The 22,962-nt window shown below is 39.6% G+C and carries 18 protein-coding genes and 1 riboswitch; all 18 genes read left to right on the plus strand.

Annotated elements, in window-relative coordinates; all coding sequences use genetic code 11:
• Positions 1–161 precede the first annotated feature (161 nt).
• The 18 genes from MKY76_RS02980 to icmF all read left to right on the plus strand — a co-directional run bounded on the left by MKY76_RS02980 (position 162) and on the right by icmF (position 22,831).
• Positions 162–437, plus strand: a complete 276-nt coding sequence (locus MKY76_RS02980; protein ID WP_342557400.1) for a hypothetical protein — start codon at positions 162–164, stop codon at positions 435–437.
• Positions 438–461: 24 nt separating this feature from the next.
• The gene (gene yidC, locus MKY76_RS02985) at positions 462–1,094 is read left to right on the plus strand and encodes a membrane protein insertase YidC (protein WP_305193510.1); all 633 of its coding nucleotides are present in this window, start codon (positions 462–464) and stop codon (positions 1,092–1,094) included.
• 157 nt (positions 1,095–1,251) lie between these two features.
• Entirely contained in the window at positions 1,252–1,683 is a 432-nt protein-coding gene (locus tag MKY76_RS02990) for a DUF1934 domain-containing protein (protein WP_048393761.1), read from the plus strand.
• On the plus strand, positions 1,683–3,350 hold the full coding sequence (gene argS, locus MKY76_RS02995) for an arginine--tRNA ligase (RefSeq protein ID WP_342557884.1): 1,668 nt from the start codon (positions 1,683–1,685) through the stop codon (positions 3,348–3,350). Before MKY76_RS02990 ends, argS begins: the two co-directional genes overlap by 1 nt.
• Before the next feature lie 232 nt (positions 3,351–3,582).
• Positions 3,583–3,972, plus strand: a complete 390-nt coding sequence (locus MKY76_RS03000) for a MerR family transcriptional regulator (protein ID WP_066037054.1) — start codon at positions 3,583–3,585, stop codon at positions 3,970–3,972.
• Positions 3,965–5,467 (plus strand): long-chain-fatty-acid--CoA ligase, encoded by a 1,503-nt coding sequence (locus MKY76_RS03005; RefSeq protein WP_342557401.1) that lies wholly within the window; start codon positions 3,965–3,967, stop codon positions 5,465–5,467. The genes MKY76_RS03000 and MKY76_RS03005 overlap by 8 nt, the downstream gene beginning before the upstream one ends.
• Position 5,468: 1 nt before the next feature.
• Positions 5,469–7,136: an acyl-CoA dehydrogenase family protein gene (locus tag MKY76_RS03010; protein WP_342557402.1), complete on the plus strand. Its 1,668-nt coding sequence runs from the start codon at positions 5,469–5,471 to the stop codon at positions 7,134–7,136.
• Positions 7,137–7,193: 57 nt separating this feature from the next.
• Positions 7,194–7,377, plus strand: a riboswitch (cobalamin riboswitch).
• Between the two features lie 136 nt (positions 7,378–7,513).
• Positions 7,514–8,482 carry an ABC transporter substrate-binding protein gene (locus MKY76_RS03015; RefSeq protein ID WP_066036949.1) on the plus strand — a complete coding sequence of 323 codons (969 nt, stop codon included), beginning with the start codon at positions 7,514–7,516 and terminating at the stop codon, positions 8,480–8,482.
• A complete protein-coding gene (locus MKY76_RS03020; RefSeq protein ID WP_066036948.1) occupies positions 8,479–9,480 on the plus strand; it encodes an iron ABC transporter permease in 1,002 nt (333 codons plus the stop codon). Before MKY76_RS03015 ends, MKY76_RS03020 begins: the two co-directional genes overlap by 4 nt.
• Entirely contained in the window at positions 9,477–10,937 is a 1,461-nt protein-coding gene (locus tag MKY76_RS03025) for an adenosylcobinamide amidohydrolase (RefSeq protein ID WP_103117414.1), read from the plus strand. Before MKY76_RS03020 ends, MKY76_RS03025 begins: the two co-directional genes overlap by 4 nt.
• Positions 10,938–10,949: 12 nt before the next feature.
• Positions 10,950–11,513: a cob(I)yrinic acid a,c-diamide adenosyltransferase gene (locus MKY76_RS03030; RefSeq protein WP_004231536.1), complete on the plus strand. Its 564-nt coding sequence runs from the start codon at positions 10,950–10,952 to the stop codon at positions 11,511–11,513.
• Between the two features lie 359 nt (positions 11,514–11,872).
• Positions 11,873–14,104: a heterodisulfide reductase-related iron-sulfur binding cluster gene (locus tag MKY76_RS03035; protein ID WP_319839901.1), complete on the plus strand. Its 2,232-nt coding sequence runs from the start codon at positions 11,873–11,875 to the stop codon at positions 14,102–14,104.
• Positions 14,105–14,299: 195 nt separating this feature from the next.
• Positions 14,300–15,505, plus strand: a complete 1,206-nt coding sequence (locus tag MKY76_RS03040; RefSeq protein WP_259949438.1) for an acetyl-CoA C-acetyltransferase — start codon at positions 14,300–14,302, stop codon at positions 15,503–15,505.
• Complete coding sequence (locus MKY76_RS03045; protein ID WP_004269435.1) at positions 15,505–16,356, plus strand: 3-hydroxybutyryl-CoA dehydrogenase; 852 nt, start codon at positions 15,505–15,507, stop codon at positions 16,354–16,356. The genes MKY76_RS03040 and MKY76_RS03045 overlap by 1 nt, the downstream gene beginning before the upstream one ends.
• A 59-nt stretch (positions 16,357–16,415) precedes the next feature.
• On the plus strand, positions 16,416–17,552 hold the full coding sequence (locus MKY76_RS03050) for an acyl-CoA dehydrogenase (RefSeq protein WP_342557403.1): 1,137 nt from the start codon (positions 16,416–16,418) through the stop codon (positions 17,550–17,552).
• Between the two features lie 167 nt (positions 17,553–17,719).
• On the plus strand, positions 17,720–18,856 hold the full coding sequence (locus MKY76_RS03055; RefSeq protein WP_016993589.1) for an acyl-CoA dehydrogenase: 1,137 nt from the start codon (positions 17,720–17,722) through the stop codon (positions 18,854–18,856).
• Between the two features lie 3 nt (positions 18,857–18,859).
• Positions 18,860–19,492, plus strand: coding sequence for a TetR/AcrR family transcriptional regulator (locus MKY76_RS03060; protein ID WP_048393737.1), 633 nt, complete (start codon positions 18,860–18,862; stop codon positions 19,490–19,492).
• A 90-nt stretch (positions 19,493–19,582) separates the two neighbouring features.
• Positions 19,583–22,831: a fused isobutyryl-CoA mutase/GTPase IcmF gene (gene icmF, locus MKY76_RS03065; protein ID WP_342557404.1), complete on the plus strand. Its 3,249-nt coding sequence runs from the start codon at positions 19,583–19,585 to the stop codon at positions 22,829–22,831.
• Positions 22,832–22,962: the final 131 nt, after the last annotated feature.

Raw genomic sequence — 22,962 nt, forward strand, 5'->3', positions numbered from 1 at the left:
AGATTGGTTGAATGGGGTTTAGCTATGAGCTAGCCCCATTTTATATTTTTGAAATGAAGAATGAGCCTTAGCATAAAATTGAAACTTATTTTACTTTGTAGCGTAGATAAGTTAGGTAAAATGTATGTTTCTTCAATTTTAATAAAGGGAGGAGGAGTATTATGATTTGGTCACTTCTCATGAATGATTTATTCATTTTTTTCAGTACAATGGAATACTTTTGGCTATTAGCATCTTTGGTTTTAACTGTATTAAGTGTTCATTTGCATCTGTATCTCGTCAATAAAATAACCGTTCAAGATGTGAAAGACGAGGAGTTTGAAGTTGACTATACTATCACGAATACTTGGACTCCACCTATGCTAACGTGGTTTGTTCTGTGTATTAGAATGTCCGAAGACAATGAGGAAGAAAGTGTATCTCCTAGTTTGATTTAAAATTTAAAACTAGGAGGACAACCATTGTTAACATTTTTAGCACAACCTATTATTACCCTCATTCATTTCATCCATTCTTTTACAGGTAGCTACGCACTTAGTGTCATTGGTATTACGATTGCAGTCAGATTAATTCTTATGCCGTTATTTATTCGATCGGCAAAACACCAAAAGCACTCAAAAGAATTAATGACTACCATTAAGCCTGAATTAGATGCGCTTACAGATAAATATAAGAATAGTCAAAGCGAATCTGAAAAAAGAATGGTACAGCAACAAATCCAAGAGCTAACTTCAGATTCATTGAAAAGCTCTTTACTAGGTTGTTTACCAATCATTATTCAATTACCGATATTATTTTCACTGTACTACGCGATTAAGCTAGATTCAGTGATTGCCAGTGAAAATTTCCTTTGGATGAATTTAGGGACGATTGATATTGGGGTTTCGATGATTGCTTGTTTGATTTATTTCATTCAAAGTTGTATAGCCCTAGAGAAAAGTCAACCATTAAATATGAAGATAATGGTATTTATTAATCCTCTCATGATCCTCATTTTTAGTCTGTTCAATCCAGCGATTATCCCGATCTATTGGACTGTTAGTGCTTTATTGTTAATAGTTCAACAATTGATTATAAAAAAATGGTATAGATAAAATGAAATTCTCTCTTTCCGTTATTGGAAGGAGAGGGTTTTTATTTTCTCGAATAAACTTGTTGAGGGAGCTTTACATCACTTCTATCTTGAAAAACCATAAGTATTCATCCTATAATAAAAAGGTTATAGTAAAAGACTAAAAAGGGGCATCCGTTATGGCGAACGAAGTAAGATCGCATGTGAACATAAAGCTCATTTCTACCATTCGTCCAAGTGATGGGGAGTCCGAAAGTTATGAAATGTGGCTCAAAGGGCAGCTACTTGAAAAGGCAGGAAGCTTGTATTTGAAATATGATGAGGTGCAGGAGGATAAAATCGTTCGCACAACGATGAAGTTAGGTCATGAGAAGGCACTAATTATGCGTGCTGGAGCGGTTAATATGCGATTACCGCTGAACATAATCGAACAACAAAAAGGGCATTATGAAAGTGAGTTCGGTTCTATGCCCCTCGTGATTGATACGAAAAATATGACGTTTACAAAACTGGCAACAAGCGGAGATTTCCATGTACAGTACGATTTACTAATGGGTGGGCAATCCGTTGGCAACTATACATTAGATATTACATTTACGGAGGTACAATGATGAACGCAGTAGAACAAGTACAACAGGCTATTAAAGCAGCGATCGTGCAGGCTGTTGAAAAAGCTGGTCTAGTTGAGGCTGGCACAGAATTATCGATTCACCTAGAAACACCAAAGGATAAAGCAAATGGTGACTATGCAACAAACATTGCGATGCAATTAACGAAGTTAGCTAAAAAGCCACCACGTGCTATCGCCGAAGCTATTTTAGAAAATCTTGATCCATCAGGCACTGATATTGAAAAGATTGATATTGCTGGCCCAGGCTTCATGAATATCACAGTGCGTAAAGATTTCCTAACAGAGGTAGTGACACAGGTGCTTGAGCAAGGTACGGACTATGGCCGCTCAAATGCAGGTGCTGGGGAAAAGATTCAAGTGGAGTTCGTTTCAGCAAATCCTACTGGAGATCTTCACCTAGGTCATGCTCGTGGCGCTTCTGTTGGTGATTCCTTATGTAATGTGTTGGATATGGCTGGTTACAGTGTCTCTCGTGAATATTATATTAATGATGCAGGTAATCAAATTAATAACTTAGCTTATTCATTAGAAGCTCGTTATAAACAAGCATTAGGAATGGAAGCTGAAATGCCAGAAGACGGCTATCATGGGCAAGATATTATTGATATTGCGGGTAAATTAGCAAAAGAGCATGGGGATGCAATTTTAGCAAAATCAGATGATGAGCGTTTTGCCTTCTTCCGTCAGCACGGTTTAGCTTTAGAATTAGATAAATTAAAAACAGACCTAGCAAACTTCCGTGTAAATTTTGATGTCTGGTATTCTGAAACGTCTCTATATGAAAACGGGAAAATCGAAGTAGCTTTAGATAAATTAAAAGCTAATGGACATGTGTTTGAAGAGGATGGTGCTACTTGGTTCCGCTCTACAACATTTGGTGATGATAAAGATCGTGTGCTAATTAAAAATGATGGGTCATTCACGTATTTAACACCAGATATTGCTTATCACGAAGACAAAATTGTCCGTGGCTTCGATAAATTAATCAATATTTGGGGAGCTGATCATCACGGATATATTCCACGTATGAAAGCAGCGATTCAAGCACTTGGTTATGATCGAGATACGTTAGAAGTGGAAGTTATTCAAATGGTTCAGCTTTATAAAAACGGTGAAAAATTCAAGATGTCTAAGCGTACAGGGAATGCAGTAACTATGCGTGAGCTTGTAGAAGAGGTTGGTCTTGACGCAGTTCGTTACTTCTTTGTAAAAACAGCTGGCGATTCTCATATGGACTTTGATCTTGACCTTGCAGTATCACAATCTAATGAAAACCCTGTGTACTATGCACAATATGCGCATGCACGTATTTCATCTATTTTACGTTCAGCAAATGAACAAGGCTTTGCTGCTACAACAGAACATCTCAATTTATTAACAGCAGAAAAGGAAATTGATTTACTGAAAAAGATTGGTGATTTCCCGAAAGTGGTAGCGGAAGCAGCGAAACACCGCACACCGCACCGTATCGCAAGCTATATTCAAGAAACAGCAGCTGCATTCCACAGCTTCTATAATGCAGAAAAAGTATTAGATGCTTCAAATAAAGAGTTAACAGAGGCTCGTTTAGCATTAATTACGGCTGTCCGCACAACAATTGCGAACGCATTACGTTTAATCGGCGTATCTGCACCTGAAAAAATGTAATTAAACTTTAGGCTCCTAACATGAAAAGTGTTAGGGGCTTTTTTTAATGGATAGAAGGCTGAATATGAGAGATAAAGTTCCGAATGTGTTGGATAGAAAGACAAAAGAAACGGATAAACCGTGGGAAATTAGCTGTCCCAAACTTTATTTTTCTGTTAATTCCGAAAATTTTGTTGAAGTTTACGTTAACGTCAATGGTATACTGTTGCCAATTAGGAAAGGGGAGATGGTTTTGAAGACGATTCAGGAGGTAGCAAAGGAGTTTAATGTGTCTACGCGGACAATACGTTATTATGAGGAACTTGGGCTTCTTTGCCCCCATCGTTCATCTACCAACCAACGAACCTTTTCCAAAAAAGAATTGGCGAAACTCAAGCTTATTTTCAGAGGCAAGCGGTACGGATTTTCTTTAGAGGAAATCAAAGAGATGGTTTTACTATTTGATTTTGATCGCTCAGGAATTCAGCAATTAGAGCGAACGGTTGAATACGGGGAACAAAAAATTCAAGAGATTGACAGTAAAATAGCTGAGCTGACGCAGATGAAGCATGAGTTACAACAAATGCATGGCATGTTTAGCGAAAAATTAGCGACTTTAAAGGGAGAGATGCAAGATGAATAGTTCCAATTTATTAGCACGTAATGCCCGTAAGTATCCGAAAAATGAAGCCGTTATTTGTCATGGCAGAAGAGTAACCTACCAAGATTTAGATAAGCAGGTGACATGTTTTAGTCATGCTTTACTAGAGCAGGGAGTAAAGCAGGGGGATAAGGTTTTAATTTTTATGCCAAACGTTTTAGAGTTTGTTGTCAGTTACTTTGCTATTCAGCGTATTGGAGCGATCGTTGTGCCAGTCAATGCGAAGTTTACATTGCAAGAAGTAGAGTACGTGGCGCAGCATGCCGAGGCGAAGGCAATTGTCGTACATGAGGCTATTTTTGCAGCAGTTGAACAGCTAGCCGGTATTCCGTTAAAAATTAAAACAGGTCAAGAAAAAGTGGGATGGCATCAGTATGAATCAATGCTTCAAAATGCTAGTACACAAACAATTGATTGTCAGTTACAAGAGGATGACCCTTCCACGATTTTATATACATCTGGCACGACAGGAAAACCAAAGGGTGTGTTATTTAGCTACCGTAATATTTTAACAGTGGCGCAAATGATAGCTGTTGAAATGGAGGTAAAGCCTGAGAGCCGTATTTTGCTTATGATGCCATTAACACACTCTGCACCATTACATTTATTTTTAATGGCGGGTGTATTGGTAGGCTCAACAAATGTATTAACACCAACTTTTACACCCGATTTATTCATTGATTCCATTGAAAAGGAGAAAACAACACATTTCTTTGGTGCACCTGTTGCTTATTTATTAACGGCACAACTGCCAAGGCTACATTCGGCAGATTTGTCTTCTATGAAATGGTGGGTCTATGGTGGGGCACCGTTATCTCAAAGTGAGGTTCGGTTCATTCAGCAGGCATTCCGCACAAATAATTTGACTTGTGTATATGGATTAACAGAGGCAGGTCCAAGTGGCTCATTATTATTTGGCAAGGAGCATGAAGCAAAGGCAGGAAGTATTGGTCAGCGGGCGCCACTTGGTACAGAGTTGCGTATTGTGAATGACAGTGGAGAAGATGTAAATGTAGGCGAAGTGGGGGAAATTGTCTTGTTGGGTGAGGGCAACATGCTTGGCTACTATAAGGATGAAGTAGCTACTAATGAAGCCTTTATTGATGGTTGGTTAAAAACCGGAGATCTAGCTCGCAAGGATGAAGATGGTTTTATTTGGATCGTAGATCGTAAAAAGGATGTCATTATTTCGGGAGGTGTCAACATTTATCCGAAAGAAATTGAAGATTGTTTATTGAGCTTTGAAGGTATATTCGAGGTTGCGGTAATTGGTGTACCACATCCGCAATGGGGGGAAACTGTAAAGGCGGTGTATTCTGCTAAACAAGACATCCATGAGGAAGCTTTGAAAGCTTATTTAGAGGAGCATCTTGCAAAGTTTAAAATACCACGTATTTTTGAAAAAGTAGAAGCGCTACCACGCAATGCATCAGGCAAAATATTAAAACAAAATTTAAAGGGGCAAGAGGTGAGATAGCATGAAAGTATTACAACAAGAAGCAATGCGTACTACGAACTTTTTTACTGAAGATGACACGCTTCAAAAAATAGTGAAAATGATGTTAGATAAAGAGTTTTTATCCTATGCCCAACGAGAGTTAACAGATTTTGGTGAGCTATGTGCAGGTGATATTGATGCGAGGGCAAAGCATACAGATCGACAGGGTGAGCCTCGCCTTCAAAGATATGATGCCTATGGTGAAGAGATATCAGAGGTTTGGGTTAATGATGGCTATAAAAAAACGATTGAAGAGACATATAATACTGGGATTGTAGGTTATGTACACAAGCATATTCCGCAGCTAGGACACAAGGGGAATTATGTTTATAGCTTTGCACAAGGTTATTTGCTATCACATGCAGAGCCCGGTTTTTATTGTCCAGTAACATTGACAATGGCAACTGCCTATCTATTAGATCATTATGCAGATGAAGAGGTAAAGCAGCGTTTTTTACCACATGTGTGTGCAACAGGTGACACAGATTTATATGAAGGTGCGACCTTTTTAACAGAACGTCAAGGGGGCTCTGACGTAGGTGCAAATGTGGTGGAGGCGAGAAAGGATGGCACTGCTTATCGTCTATATGGTGAAAAATATTTTGCATCCAATGCGGGCATGTGTGGTGTAGCGATGGTATTAGCACGACTAGAAGGTGCTCCAGCAGGTTCCAAAGGCTTAACATTGTTTGCAGTTCCTTGGCGCAAAGAAGATGGAACAACAAATCATTTACGTATTCGCCGACTGAAAGATAAGCTAGGCGTTCGGGCAGTTCCCTCTGGTGAGGTAGAATTTGATGGTGCACTTGCCTATGTTGTAGGGGAGCAAAATAAAGGGATTTATTATATGCTAGAAGCACTAAATCTCTCTAGAATTTGTAATGCAGTCGCTTCAATTGGTATTATGCGTCGCGGCTTCTTAGAGGCAAAACATTATGTAAGCAATCGACATGCATTTGGCAAGCCCTTAACACAGTACCCTATGATTCAGGATACTTTAGGGAAATTTGCAGCTAAGTTGCACGTGGAAGTAGCGACAGTTTTTGATCTTATCCAATTATACGATAAAGTGACAAGTGGACAGGGAACTCAGCAAGATCTTATTATGAATCGTTTATATATTGCCATTATGAAAAAGGAAACAGCAGAGCAAGCTGTTCATTATGCTAGTGAGGCAATTGAATTACACGGAGGTAATGGCTATATAGAAGACTTTGTAACGCCCCGCTTATTAAGAGACGCCCAAGTGTTAACGGTGTGGGAGGGTACGGCTAATATTTTGGCCTTAGAACTCATTCGTTTAGTAGATAAGTTTCATGCTCATGAACTGTTTGTACAGGAGATGGAGGAACGATTAGACAAATTAGCTGACAGCTCACTAGTACAAATCGTTAAAGAACAATTGGCGAATATGTCTGTGAAACTGCAAATTTTTAGCGCTTTAGACGAGGCAACGAAAACTTTTGAAGCTAAGGGTATGGCGGAAAAAATGGCTCACCTTTATGAAAGTGTCATAGCGGTTGAGTGGGCACATAAATTTGGTGGGAAATATGAAAAACTAGCGGACGTTTATTTAGAACAGACATGGTCATTAAGAGAAATGGGTGCTCAAATGAAAACAGTCCAATACTTTTCTGAAATTGTATAATGGCCGGGGAGTCGTCTTGAATGGAGGCGACTTTTTTCATTTTCATGTATAATGAAATCAACTGAATATTATAAAGGTTCTTTACTTAAGTAAAGTGAAAAGGGAAATCGGTGTAATTCCGATGCGGTCCCGCCACTGTAAGTGTGAGTTTTTTCAAATGATGCCACTGAAGATTTCGGGAAGGCTTGAAAAATCGCAAGTAGCACTAGCCAGGAGACCTGCCTTTATAACGACATGACAACCTACGAGGATAGGGTGGTGGATTTTGTATCAGTTTTTTTGGTGCGATTTTGCCCCCTCATCGATCAAAGATGAGGGGTTTTATTTTGATGTAGAATAAAGCGAAATGTTGCACGGATCAACGAAGGAGGATTCACATGAAGAAATTTTGGAAAATAGGATTATCAGCATTTTTAGCAGTAGGCTTGCTAGCTGCTTGTGGGCAGGAAGCAAAAGATAACAAGCCATCTAACGAGCAACAAACACAGCAAGAAACAGCACAGGTGGATGAAGCAACATTCCCAATGACGATAACAGATGCCCTTGGTAAGGACATTACACTTGAAGCACCTCCTGAGAAAATTGTTTCACTTATTCCAAGTAATACTGAAATCCTTTTTGGACTAGGTTTAAATGATGAAATAGTTGGTGTTACGGACAACGACGATTATCCGCCAGAGGCAGCTGAGAAGGATAAGGTTGGCGGTATGGAATACGATATTGAAAAAATTATTGCCTTAAAACCAGATATCGTTTTTTCACACGAATCTAGCATGTCTCTTTCAGAAGAGGCTATTGCACAGCTTGAATCAGCAGGTTTGAAAGTATTTGTTGTAAAAAATGCACAAGACTTTAATGAAACATATACAACAATTGAGCAACTTGGACGTGCTACAGGGAAATTACCAGAGGCAGAAAAAATTGTCGCTAATATGAAGGCAAAAGTAGAAGAAGTTTTGTCTAAAGTCAAGGATGTTGAACCCAAAAAAGTGTTAGTTGAAGCATCAGATGAGCCAGATATTTATACAGCTGGCAATGGTACATTTATGAACGCTATGCTTGAAATGATCAATGCAGAGAATGTAGCTGTAGATGGCGATAATTGGTATAAAATTGATGCAGAACAAATTATCGCAAAAAATCCAGATGTCATCGTGGTGACATATCATTATGTACCAGATATTTTAACGAAAATACCAAAACGTGCGGGCTTTGATACGATTAATGCCGTAAAAAATAATGCGATTGTGCAGGTAGATGAAAGTACGACAAGTCGTCAAGGGCCACGTTTAGCTGAAGGTCTAGAAGAATTAGCAAAAGCAATCTATCCTGAGGTATTTAAGTGAAAAAAATAGCACTAGCCTATACATTAACATGTACGCTTCTTCTTATTAGCATCTGGTGTGGCGTAGCGATAGGCTCGGTTCATATTCCATTAGAAGTATTGTGGAATAAGGCGGTTGATGAAACAGCCGCCAATATCTTTTGGAAAATTCGTTTGCCTCGCGTGTTATTAGCGGGACTAGTAGGCGCATCTCTAGCTATTGCTGGAGCAGCTTTCCAAGGTTTATTAAAAAATCCATTAGCAGATCCATATACACTAGGGGTTTCATCAGGGGCTTCTGTTGGTGCTGTTTTAACGATCTTTTTTAGTATTTCTATACCTGTTGTCGGTTTGTATGCGCTGCCAATCTTCAGTATGATTGGTGCTATCATTACGATGGTAGTTGTTATGAGCTTTGCTAGACTCGTAGACCGCTCATTAAAAATGGAAACGTTGATATTAACAGGTGTTATTTTTAGTTCTTTTTTAGGTTCCCTTATTTCATTAATGATTGCCTTATCTGGTGAAGAATTACGTCAGGTAATAGGCTGGCTACTTGGTTCTGTTTCGATGCGTGGTTGGCCATATGTCCAAATGATCATTCCTTTTGTGATTGTTGGTTCAATTATGCTATGGACACAAAGACGAGAATTAAATGTCTTGTTGTATGGTGAAGAGCGAGCAAAACATTTAGGTGTTAATGTAAAGCGCAGTAAATATTTGATATTAGCAGGTGGCTCCATGTTAACTGGAGCGGCTGTAGCGGTTTCTGGCACAATTGGCTTTGTAGGATTAGTGGTGCCGCATATGACAAGGATGATTTGGGGTTCTGATCATCGCCACTTATTACCATTATCTTTTTTCAATGGTGCAACATTACTCATTATTTGCGACTTAGTAGCACGAACAATCATTGTGCCAAGAGAGCTACCAATTGGTGTTATTACGGCATTTATTGGAGCACCTGTTTTCTCCTATATTTTTTATAAGCAGCGAAGAAGCAAGGGGGTACGGGCATGATTGTTGTTGAACATCTATCAGGTGGCTATGAAGATGTACCAATCGTCAGGGACATTAGTTTTACTGTTGAAAAAGGAAAAATTCTTGGCATTCTAGGGCCGAATGGTAGCGGGAAATCCACATTATTAAAAGTAATGAGTGGTATTTTACCAGCTACTGCTGGAACCGTTTCGATTGATGGACAAAATATTCTTTCTTATAATGCTCGTGCTTTGGCGAAAAAAATGGCTGTATTACCACAGCTTCATGCAAATGCTTTCTCGAACAGTGTGAGAGAGGCAGTTTCACTGGGGCGCTACCCGCATCAAACAGGCTTTTTCTCGAGTTGGTCTGCACAAGATGAGAAGGCAGTTCAACATGCAATGCTTCAAACAGGTGTAAAGCGATATGAGCATACACCGATGGAATTTTTATCTGGCGGTGAACAACAAAGAGCTTTTGTTGCACAGGCATTAGCTCAAACAGCTGAAATCTTACTGCTGGATGAACCAACGAATCATCTTGATATTGCACACCAACGTCAAATTTTAGATATGGTTCGGAAGGAAGCCATGGAGTGTGGTTTAACAGTCGTTATGGTACTACACGATATGAATTTAGCCTCACTTTATTGTGATGAATTATTGCTGATGGAAAGCGGACAAATGAGAGCACTTGGTGCACCACATGAAGTATTAATTGCCTCCCAAATTGAAGAAGTTTATCAAGCACGGGTGACTACATATGCTCACCCTGAAATACCAAAACCTCAAATTACAATGATGCCCGCAGCTACAGACTATCAGCAGCGAGCTGTCATCAAAAAAGAGCACTTTACGATAACTGAACAATATATCCAACTTCAATCAGAGCTTCCTCTGAAGACCGTATCTTCTGCAGTTCATAACCCAGGTATTGGCTGGCATAATTGCTTATTAAATCGCTCAGTTCCTGGTGATTATGTCATTAGCGATGTGAAACGAGAAGTTAAAGAATTTTTGAAAAGGGAAAATTTTTCATCTACAAATACTGTTGTTATGCTAACAGCAGTACCAACAGCTCTAGTGGCCATCAATGAATTTTCAGCACCTTTTGGCAGTATAATCGTAGCTGTAACAGCTGGCGTAGGCAATGCAGTTGATGTATCTCGAGTACATGAAAGACAAGATGATCCATATATTGGTACTATTAATACATGGGTTATCGTTAATGGTTGTTTATCGGAAGAGGCATTTTTTCAGGCATTGATGACAGCAACTGAGGCAAAAACAAAGGCGTTGCAATCAGAAAATATTCGTGATGAGCGGAGTGGAACAATTGCAACAGGTACTGCTACAGATAGTCTGTTAATTGCTGCAACTCAAAAAGGAGAAGAAATGCTGTATGGTGGCCCAATTACGGAAGTTGGTAAAATGATTGCAAAGGGTGTCTATGAAACAACAGTTCAGGCGATTAGGAATTATAAAAACCAGTTTTAGGAGATGAGAGAAATGAAGCTTTACACGAAAACAGGCGATACGGGGAAAACAAGTCTTATTGGAGGACGGGTTGATAAAGATAGTTTACGTGTGGAAACATATGGGGCAATTGATGAATTAAATTCCTTTATTGGGAAGGCTGTAAGTGAATTAGATCAAGCGCTTTTCAAGGATATTTTAACAGACCTAGAGACAATTCAGCATGAGTTGTTCGATGCTGGTGGAGACCTTGCTAATGTGATGAAAGAACGTCATTATAAATTAACAGAGCAACCGATTGAAGTACTTGAAGCTCGTATAGATGCTTTATCAGACGAAGCGCCACCTTTACAACGTTTTATTTTACCAGGAGGTGCACCAGCAGCGGCAACTTTACACATTGCACGCACGGTTGCACGTCGAGCAGAGCGTGAAATGGTGACACTTATGAAAGAAGTTGAAGATGTACCAAAGGTTGTACAAAAATATTTAAATCGCTTATCGGATTATTTATTTGCAGCTGCACGTGTTGTAAATGCTCGCTTAAACGTAGCAGATGTTGAATATATTCGCAGTGGGAATGTTTTTAAAAAATAAAGTTTGATTTAAAAAATGTTTTTGTACAAAAAATGAATTTCCAGATGTTAAGCTACGGGGCTGTATAGATTTGTATGCAATTTAGCAGATGTTCAAAAGTCTACTGAATATGCGACATCCCCCTAAGTATAATAGTTAAGGAAAGTAAAAATTGCTACTTTGAAAAATTCAGGGTGGCTTTTTTTCTTGTAAAATGTAAGAATATAAAATTATCAGAAATATTTCCGTTTTATGTTGACTGAATGCTCACTCATTTATTAGAATAGGAATATAATGATAAAGTGAAGTACATTTCTGTTTGAACTAGCAAATTCGTCACAAAGAGAGAAAATTACGACAAACTAAAGGGGGGACCAACCATGAGTCCATTATTAATTGCTAACATTGTCTTAACAGTCGTGGTTGTGCTTTATGCAGTAGGATTGTTCTTCTACCTGTTGAAAACACGCTATAAGTATGTGCAATTGGGGAAAAAGGTTGAGTTTGATGAAAGTGTTAAAGAACGACTTCGTTATATTATGGTCAATGTATTTGGTCAAAATAAGCTATTAAAGGATCCAAAGAGTGGTTTAATACATGTTATGTTTTTCTATGGATTTTTGATGGTACAGTTAGGGGCCATTGATTTAATTTGGAAAGGACTAGCACCAGAGTCACATCTGCCACTAGGCATTTTCTATGGTGTCTTTACATTCTTCCAAGAACTGGTGGTTTTAATGATTTTAGTCGCGGTAGTGTGGGCATTTTACCGCCGCTATGTTGAAAAGCTAGTGCGTCTAAAACGAGGATGGAAAAACGGCCTTGTATTAATTTTCATTGGTGGGTTAATGGTATCTACATTAATCGCTAATGGTATGGGATTAATTTGGCATGGTGAGGGATTAACTTATACGGAGCCAGTTGCTTCAAGTATTGCTGCTATTTTTGGCTTCCTACCTACATCAGTTGCCGCTGGTGTGTTTTATGTAATGTGGTGGGCACACCTTTTAATTCTATTAACATTCCTGGTATACGTACCGCAGTCTAAACATTTCCACTTAATTGTCAGTCCACTTAATGTTTACATGAATCGTTTAGATCGTACGGGTACATTAACACCAATTGATTTTGAGGCCTTGGAAGAAGCTGGAGAAAATGCTGAAAGCGAAGAGGATATGCCTTCTATTGGGGTAGGACGCATACAGGACTTCACACAAAAGCAAATGCTTGATCTATATTCTTGTGTAGAATGCGGACGTTGTACAAACATGTGTCCCGCAACAGGAACAGGAAAAATGCTGTCTCCTATGGATTTAATCGTAAAATTGCGTGACCATTTAACATTTACGGGCGCAGTCGTAACAAAACAAAAACCATGGGTGCCTTATCAATTCTTTGCCAATACAAAGGGTAACCAGCTTGCAATTGCAGCTGGTGCTGAAGGTGCTGTAATTGAGGATATCTACAGCCCATCTTTAATTGGCGATGTCATTACAGAAGAGGAAATTTGGGCTTGTACGACATGTCGTAACTGTGAGGATCAATGCCCTGTAATGAATGAGCATGTTGATAAAATTATTGATCTACGTCGTTATCTAACAATGACTGAAGGGAAAGTAAATCCTGATGCTCAACGTGCAATGACGAATATCGAACGACAAGGTAATCCTTGGGGCTTAAACCGCAAGGAAAAAGAAAATTGGCGTGATCTAGATCCAACAATCCAAATTCCAACTGTAAAAGAGCTGAAAAAATCTGGCGAGGAAATGGAGTATTTATTCTGGGTTGGTTCGATGGGAGCTTTCGACAACCGCTCTCAAAAAATCGCTTTAGCATTCTGTCGTCTATTAAACGAGGCTGGTGTGAAGTTTGCAATCTTAGGTAATAAAGAGAAAAACTCTGGGGATACACCTCGTCGTTTAGGGAATGAATTCTTATTCCAAGAGCTAGCTACAGCAAATATTGATGAGTTTGAGAAAAATGACGTGAAGAAAATTGTAACAATCGATCCTCATGCCTACAATATCTTTAAAAATGAATATCAAGACTTTGGCTGGAAAGGTGAAGTGTATCATCACACTGAGTTATTAAATCAGTTGATTGAGGAAAATCGTCTAGCGCTAAACTATGAGGTTCATGAAACGATTGTTTTCCATGATTCCTGTTATTTAGGCCGCTACAATGATGTGTACGATGCCCCACGTGAGATCCTTCGAGGAATCCCTGGCGTGAAGCTTGTTGAAATGGAACGTAACCGCGAAACAGCGATGTGCTGTGGAGCTGGTGGTGGATTAATGTGGATGGAAGAGCATGTAGGAAATCGCATTAACGTAGCGCGAACAGAACAGGCTCTTGCAACAAATGCATCAGTTATTTCATCAGGCTGTCCTTACTGCCTAACAATGCTAGAGGATGGTACAAAGGCTAAAGAGGTTGAAGACTCTATTGGAACATTTGATGTTGCAGAATTACTAGAACGTTCTGTGTTCGGAGAAAAAGTAAAGGCAGTTAATCCTTCTTCCGAAGAAACAGAAGAAACATACGAAGAAGTGGTAGCGTCTATAGAAAATATTCAACAAGACGAGAATACGGAAGCGAACGCAGAAAAATGATTGCTATTGCAGAAATATTTTAGTTATCTGAAAAATATAAATTGCACAATAAAAAATTGTTTTGTAGAATAAGATTAAATGGGAATGGGAGTTGAGATAGTAAACTCCCATTTTTCCTCGATAGAAGTCGAGCGAGCGTTCAGTCAATAATGCTTTGCATTTCATCGAGAACGTAAAACAAAAGGGGTGTTTTACTTGAATAGAGCTGTAATTTTAGCAGGAGCAAGAACTGCGTTTGGTAAATTTGGAGGTTCATTATCAGCATTACATGCAAGTGATTTAGGTGCGATTGCCATTAAAGGGGCATTAGAGAAGGCAAAGCTTGCACCTGAGCAAGTGGATGAGGTAATTTTAGGTTCTGTTTTACAAGGGGGACAGGGGCAAATTCCTTCTCGACAGGCTGCGCTGAAGGCCAATTTACCAACAGCAGTAAAAACAGAAACAATCAATAAAGTTTGTGCTTCAGGGATGCGTGCGGTGACATTAGCAGATCAATTGATTCGTTTAGGGGACGAAGAAGTGATTATTGCGGGTGGCATGGAATCTATGTCCAATGCACCATATTATCTTCTGAATGGTCGAAATGGTTTGCGTATGGGAGATTCTACAATGGTAGATGGCATGCTATATGACGGCTTAACATGTGCTTTCGATAAAGCAAGACCACATATGGGTAGCTATGGTAATGCAACAGCTAAAGAGTTCTCGCTAAGCCGAGAAGAACAGGACACTTGGTCAGTACGCAGTCATGAACGGGCGTTAGCCGCAATTGAAAAAGGTTACTTTGCTGAAGAAATCGTACCAGTGGAGATTCCTCAACGAAAAGGTGCACCACTTATTGTAGATACAGATGAGGCACCAAGAGCAGGGACGTCTTTGGAAGTACTGGCGAAGCTAAAACCAGCCTTTGACAAGGATGGCACGATTACAGCAGGTAATGCACCTGGGGTTAACGACGGTGCATGTGCACTTGTCGTTATGAGTGAAGAACGTGCAAAACGTGAAGGTAGAGAACCATTGGCAATAATCATTGGTCACGAAGAACTTGCGCTTGAGCCAGAAAACTTCCCGCAAACACCAGGTCTTGTTATTAATAAATTACTGAAAAAGACTAACAAATCATTAGCAGATATTGATTTAATTGAAATCAATGAAGCCTTTGCAGCGGTAGCTTTAGTCAGCAAGCAGTTGGCAGATTTAGATGCAGAAAAAGTGAATGTTAATGGCGGTGCAGTTGCTTTAGGTCATCCGATTGGGGCATCTGGTGCACGTATAATATTAACACTTGCACAGGAATTGAAGCGTCGTGGCGGTGGCATTGGCATTGCCGCAATTTGTTCAGGCGGCGGCCAAGGTGATGCAATTATGATTGAAGTACCAAAAACAGGGGGACTGAACTAATGGGAATTCAAAAGGTAATGGTCATTGGTGCAGGGCAAATGGGCTCTGGTATTGCCCAAGTTTGTGCACAAGCAGGCTTTGATGTGAAATTGAACGATATCAAACAAGAATTTTTCGAGCGTGGATTAGGGGTTATTACGAAAAATTTATCACGTGATGTAGAAAAGGGTCGTAAAACTGAAGATGAGAAGGCTGCTGTTCTAAGTCGAATTAGTATGTCGCTAGATTTACAAGATGCTAGTGATGTAGATATTATCATTGAAGCAGCTGTGGAAAATATGGAAATTAAGCAATCCATCTTTAAGCAACTTGATGGCATTGCGCCAGCACATGCTATTTTAGCTACGAATACATCTTCACTGCCTATTACAGAAATTGCAGCAGTAACAAAGCGTCCAGAGCAAGTAATTGGTATGCATTTTATGAACCCTGTACCAGTTATGAAACTTGTTGAAATCATTCGAGGCTTAGCAACAACAGATGAAGTGTACAAAGCTGTCGAAGAGATGACGGTTAAATTATCGAAAACACCAGTAGAAGTGAATGATTTCCCAGGATTTATTTCAAATCGAATCCTACTACCGATGATTAATGAAGCGATTTATGCACTTTACGAAGGTGTGGCAACAAAAGAAGCAATTGATGATGTGATGAAGCTTGGTATGAATCATCCGATGGGGCCATTAACATTGGCAGACTTCATTGGTTTAGATACTTGTCTTTACATCATGGAAATTTTACATGAGGGTCTGGGAGACAGTAAATATCGCCCTTGCCCACTGCTACGTAAATACGTTGCAGCTGGCTGGTTAGGTAAGAAATCAGGAAGAGGTTTTTACGTTTACGAATAATCCTATGGGGATGGGGTTATTTAGATGTTTCGGGACAACTTAGAGGGGTGACATTATAGATGCATTTGCAATTTACAGATGAGCAAATTATGATGCGCGATATGGTTCGTCAATTTGCTCAGGAAAAAATTCAACCATGGGTGGAGCGAATGGAAGCGGGAGAATTTCCACGTGAGCTTCTACAGCACATGGGTGAACTTGGCTTAATGGGGATTACGACTCCAGAAGACTTAGGTGGCTCTGGTATGGATTTTACATCTTATATTATTGCGATTAATGAACTATCAAAAGTAAGCGCTGTAATGGGTGTTATTTTATCCGTCCATACTTCAGTTGGAACGAATCCAATTATTTACTTTGGGAATGACGAACAAAAGAAACGTTATGTACCAAAGCTTGCAACAGGCGAATATTTAGGCGCATTTTGTTTAACAGAACCAAGTGCAGGCTCAGACGCTGGTTCTTTACAGTCAAAGGCAGTGCGTGATGGCGATGAATATGTGATTAACGGCTCCAAAGTATTTATTACAAATGGTGGAGAAGCTGATGTGTATATTGTATTCGCATCTACTAACCCAGCTGAAAAAACAAAGGGTATCTCAGCATTTATTGTTGAAAAGGGAACACCTGGTTTAATCATCGGAAAAGATGAGCATAAGATGGGCTTACACGGCTCACGTACAGTTCAGCTGACATTCGATAATTGTCGCATTCCAGCCGACAACCTACTTGGGGAAGAGGGAGAAGGCTTTAAAATTGCGATGGCCAATTTAGATGTTGGACGAATCGGCATTGCGGCACAGGCGTTAGGAATTGCTGAGGCGGCACTAGAGGCGTCTACTGCTTATGCTAAAGAACGCATTCAATTTGGTAAGCCGATCGCCGCACAACAAGGTGTTGGCTTTAAGCTTGCGGATATGGCAACGGCTGTTGAATCTGCAAAACTGTTAGTCTATCGTGCAGCCGATTTACGTGCAAAAGGTTTACCATGTGGAGCAGAAGCTTCAATGGCTAAACTTTTCTCATCACGAACAGCGGTACAAACGGCAATAGAGGCTGTTCAAATATTTGGCGGCTACGGCTATACGGAAGATTATCCAGTAGAGCGCTATTTCCGTGATGCAAAGGTGACAGAAATCTATGAAGGTACAAGTGAAATTCAACGACTAGTCATTAGTAAACATTTACTGAAATAAAGCCTGATATTGCGAATGGTACATAGTGATGGGAACCGTTCAAGAGTGAGGGAAAAACGTTTATAAAGGGTGTAGAACTGCTCTGAAATAAGGCAAACACGCTCAATCCAACCTAACAATAATCAGGTAACACAAAACAGAGTCTAACTAAAAAGGGGAAATGGACAATGAACTTTCAGTTAACAGAAGAGCATGAACAATTACGTGAAATGATTCGTGATTTTGCTATAAATGAAGTGGCGCCAACAGCTGCTGAACGTGACGAAAATGAAGAATTTGACCGTGCGATTTTCGACAAAATGGCGGAGCTTGGGCTTACTGGTATTCCATGGCCTGAGGAATATGGTGGTGCAGGATTTGATTACCTTGCATATGTCATAGCTGTTGAGGAACTTTCACGTGTTTGTGCTTCGACTGGTGTAACTTTATCTGCACATACTTCACTGGCAGGTTGGCCACTTTACAAGTTCGGTACAGAAGAACAAAAACAAAAATACCTTCGTCCAATGGCTGAAGGCAAACATATTGGTGCATATGGTTTAACAGAACCTGGCTCTGGCTCTGATGCGGGTGGCATGAAAACTTATGCAAAACGTGATGGCGATGATTATATTTTAAATGGCTCAAAAATCTTTATTACGAACGGTGGAGTAGCAGATACATATATTGTATTTGCAGTAACAGACCCAGAAGCAAAACATGGCACATCCGCATTTATCGTGGAAGCTGGATTTGAAGGTTTCTCTGTAGGGAAGAAAGAAAAGAAATTAGGAATTCGTTCATCTCCAACAACAGAGATTATTTTTGATAACTGTCGTGTTCCAAAGGAAAATCTATTAGGGGCTGAAGGGGAAGGCTTTAAGATTGCCATGACGACACTAGATGGTGGACGTAATGGTATTGCGGCTCAAGCAGTAGGAATTGCACAAGGAGCACTCGATGCAGCAGTTGACTATGCCAAAGAACGTGTGCAATTTGGTAAACCGATCACTGCAAATCAAGGCATTTCCTTTAAATTAGCCGATATGGCAACTCAAATTGAGGCTTCTCGACTTCTTACATACCAAGCGGCATGGTTAGAATCTAATAACCTACCATATGGTAAGGCATCTGCAATGGCGAAATTAATGGCTGGCGATACAGCAATGAGTGTAACGACAGAGGCGGTTCAAGTTTTTGGTGGCTATGGTTATACAAAAGATTACCCTGTAGAGCGCTTTATGCGTGATGCTAAAATTACACAAATTTACGAAGGTACGCAGGAGATTCAACGTCTTGTTATCTCGCGTATGCTAACGAAATAATTGATGACTGATAAAGATAAAAGGCCCCAAGTACAGTCAACCGTAAAAGATGAAAATCTAATCGCCATTCGTCGTGAACAAATGATTCAAGGAGCTATTAAGCTATTTAAAGAAAAAGGCTTTCACCGTGCCACGACGAGAGAAATTGCAAAAGCTGCTGGCTTTAGTATCGGTACTTTGTATGAATACATCCGAACGAAGGAAGATGTTCTATACCTTGTTTGTGACAGTATCTATCACCATGCAATGGAGCGTCTTTCAAGTTATGAGATTAAAGCAGGAACTATTGATGAGTTAAAAGAAATGATTCGGGAATACTTCCTGCAAATCGATAGTATGGTTGATGAGCTAACAATCATGTATCAAGAAACAAAATCATTGTCAAAAGAAGCACAACGCTATGTTTTTAGTAAAGAGTTTGAAATGGTTGCCACATTTGAACGCTTGTTACAGCGATGTGTCCAGTCTGGCGAACTAACTATGACAGAGAAGCAAATCCATTTAGCAGCCAATAACTTAGTTGTTTCAGGACAAAGCTGGGCGTTTCGCAAATGGGCTTTACATCGTCAGCATTCAATAGACGAATTCATTGACATGCAAATCACCTTGTTCATTTCAGGCATAAAGGGGTTTTAATATTTGTAAGGGGTTTGTCGGCAATTGCATATAGCGATATTGCAATGCCGGCTTTTTTTATTCAATAAGGGGAGAAAGTGGGGATTTCATATGACAAAGGTAGAAGTATATCGTCCAAAAAATCACGTACGTTTTGTGACAGCATCGAGTCTTTTTGATGGACATGATGCTTCAGTCAATATTATGCGACGCATTTTACAATCGAGCGGTGTAGAAGTAATCCATTTAGGTCATAATCGTTCTGTTGAAGAAGTCGTGAATGCTGCGATACAAGAAGATGCACAAGGGATTGCGGTTTCTTCTTATCAAGGCGGACATATGGAATACTTTAAATATATGTATGATTTACTGCGTGAAAAAGGAGCACCACATATTAAAATTTATGGCGGTGGTGGAGGAGTTATTTTACCTCGTGAAATTAAAGAGCTTCATACGTATGGCATTGCAGGGATATTCTCACCAGAGGATGGCCGTGTTTTAGGGCTACAGGGAATGATTAATGAACAAATTAAAGGTACAGATTTTCCTACTGCAACAGGTAATTATTTAGAGAAATTAAAGTCTTTAACGACAGAGACGCCTGAAATTTTAGCCAATCTAATAACAGCAGCTGAGTCAAATGACGATGAAGCTACGAAAGAAATGCTAGCAGAGGCAAGAAAGCTTTCAAAAGGTACGCCAGTAATGGGGATTACGGGAACAGGTGGTGCAGGGAAATCATCCTTAACGGATGAACTGATTCGCCGCTTCCTAAAAGAATTCCCAGATAAACGTGTAGCCATTCTATCAGTCGATCCAACAAAGCAAAAAACGGGTGGAGCATTGCTTGGGGATCGTATTCGCATGAACGCTATTTTTAATAACCGTGTTTATATGCGTAGTTTAGCAACACGTGGCTCACGTACAGAATTATCTGCATCAATTGGTGATGTGCTAGATGTAGTACGTGTAGCAGGTTATGACTTAATCATCGTAGAAACAAGTGGAATCGGTCAAGGTGATGCCGAAATTACTAAATACACGGATCTATCTATGTATGTCATGACAAGCGAATTCGGTGCACCTACACAACTTGAGAAAATTGATATGATTGACTTTGCAGATGTTATTGCGATCAATAAATTTGAGCGAAAAGGCTCAGAGGACGCCCTTCGACAAGTACAAAAACAATATCAACGTTCCCGCGAGCTTTGGGATGAATCACTTGATAACATGCCAGTCTACGGTACAATAGCTAGCCAATTTAATGATAAAGGCACAAATGCGTTATTCGCCGCCCTCGTTAAAATAATTAACGAAAAAACAGGTTTTAATTGGGAAACAAGCTATGAGCAATTTGCGAAAACGCAAAAGCAAGATGTTATCATTCCAAACGATCGCCGTTATTATTTACGTGAGATTACGGACACTGTCCGTGGCTATCATAAAAAAACTGAGCAGCAGGTGGCATTTGCTCGTCGACTATTCCAATTAGAAGGTGCTATTGCAGCTGTCCAAGAAAAAGCTCCAGATGATGTGCTTGTGGCATCGCTTACTTCTTTAGCAGAAGGTGTTAGAGATGAATTAACAGCAGAATCCAAGCGTATATTGGATAATTGGCAGGCATTAAAAGAAGCGTATGCTGGCGATGAGTTTGTGACTAAAGTTCGCGATAAAGAAATTCGTACCATCTTAAAAACAACTAGTCTTTCTGGCACGAAAATTTCAAAAGTAGCATTACCGAAGTTTGAAGACTATGGGGAAATCTTGCGTTGGGTTTATAAAGAAAATGTTCCTGGCGAATTCCCATATACGGCGGGTGTATTCCAATTCAAACGTGAGGGTGAAGATCCGAAGCGTCAATTTGCTGGCGAGGGAACACCAGAACGTACAAATAAACGATTCCATTATTTATCAAAAGATGATGATGCAAAACGTTTATCTACAGCTTTTGATTCTGTAACCTTGTATGGGGAAGACCCAGATTACCGTCCAGATATTTACGGTAAGGTTGGAGAATCAGGTGTATCGATCTGTACACTAGAAGATATGAAAAAACTTTACGCAGGCTTTGATTTATGTGCACCGTCTACATCTGTATCAATGACTATTAATGGACCAGCACCTATTATTTTAGCAATGTTTATGAATACAGCAATCGATCAACAAGTTCAATTACGTGAGCAAGAGCTAGGACGAACTTTGACAGTTGAAGAGTTTACCGAGACACGTGAAAAAACATTGCAAGTCGTACGTGGAACAGTACAAGCTGATATTTTAAAAGAAGATCAGGGCCAGAATACATGCATTTTCTCAACAGAGTTTGCTTTGCGTATGATGGGCGATATTCAGCAATACTTTATAGACCATAAAGTACGTAACTATTATTCTGTTTCCATTTCTGGTTATCATATTGCGGAAGCTGGAGCAAACCCAATTTCCCAATTAGCCTTCACCTTAGCTAATGGCTTTACGTATGTAGAGTATTATTTAAGTCGTGGCATGAATATCAATGACTTTGCACCAAATTTATCATTCTTCTTCTCAAATGGACTAGATCCAGAGTATACAGTAATCGGCCGTGTGGCACGACGTATTTGGGCTATTGTAATGCGTGATAAATACGGTGCTAATGAGCGCGCTCAAAAGCTAAAGTATCACATTCAAACGTCTGGGCGTAGTTTACACGCACAAGAGATTGATTTTAATGATATTCGTACAACATTACAGGCTTTAATGGCATTACAAGATAACTGTAATTCATTGCATACAAACGCCTACGATGAGGCCATTACTACACCTACGGAGGAATCTGTAAGACGTGCTATGGCAATTCAAATGATTATTACAAAAGAGCATGGTTTAGCAAAAAATGAAAACCCACTACAAGGCGCGTTTATTGTTGAAGAATTAACAGATCTTGTGGAAGAAGCGGTTCTTGAAGAGTTTGATCGTATTAATGATCGTGGCGGTGTGTTAGGTGCTATGGAAACACAATACCAACGTGGTAAAATTCAAGAAGAATCTATGTACTACGAAATGTTAAAACATTCAGGGGAGTTACCAATCATTGGTGTTAATACTTACTTGAACCCAAATCCACCTTCAGATGCTGATATAGATAATATGGAAATCGCACGTGCATCGACAGAAGAAAAAGAGACACAAATTCGTAATTTACAAGCTTTTTGGAAAGCCCATGAAGAGGAAAGTGAAGCTGCGATTGCACGTCTACAAGAAGTGGCTGTCAATAATGGTAATATTTTTGCTGAGCTGATGGAGTCAGTAAAAGTAGCAAGTTTAGGACAAATTACAAAAGCTTTATATGAAGTTGGCGGACAATATCGTCGTAATATGTAAGCAAGGTTGATCAAAACTTCTTGTTTTCTATTCAAGTATCATGCTTCTCTAATTTCTAGTGTCTAGTCTTAAGATTAGGCACTTCTTTTTATTTTCGTTATAATAGAAATGTAAAAAAAGGGGAGGCGCAG

The organism is Lysinibacillus sp. FSL P4-0201 (genome assembly GCF_038593425.1).
GTDB lineage: Bacteria > Bacillota > Bacilli > Bacillales_A > Planococcaceae > Lysinibacillus > Lysinibacillus capsici.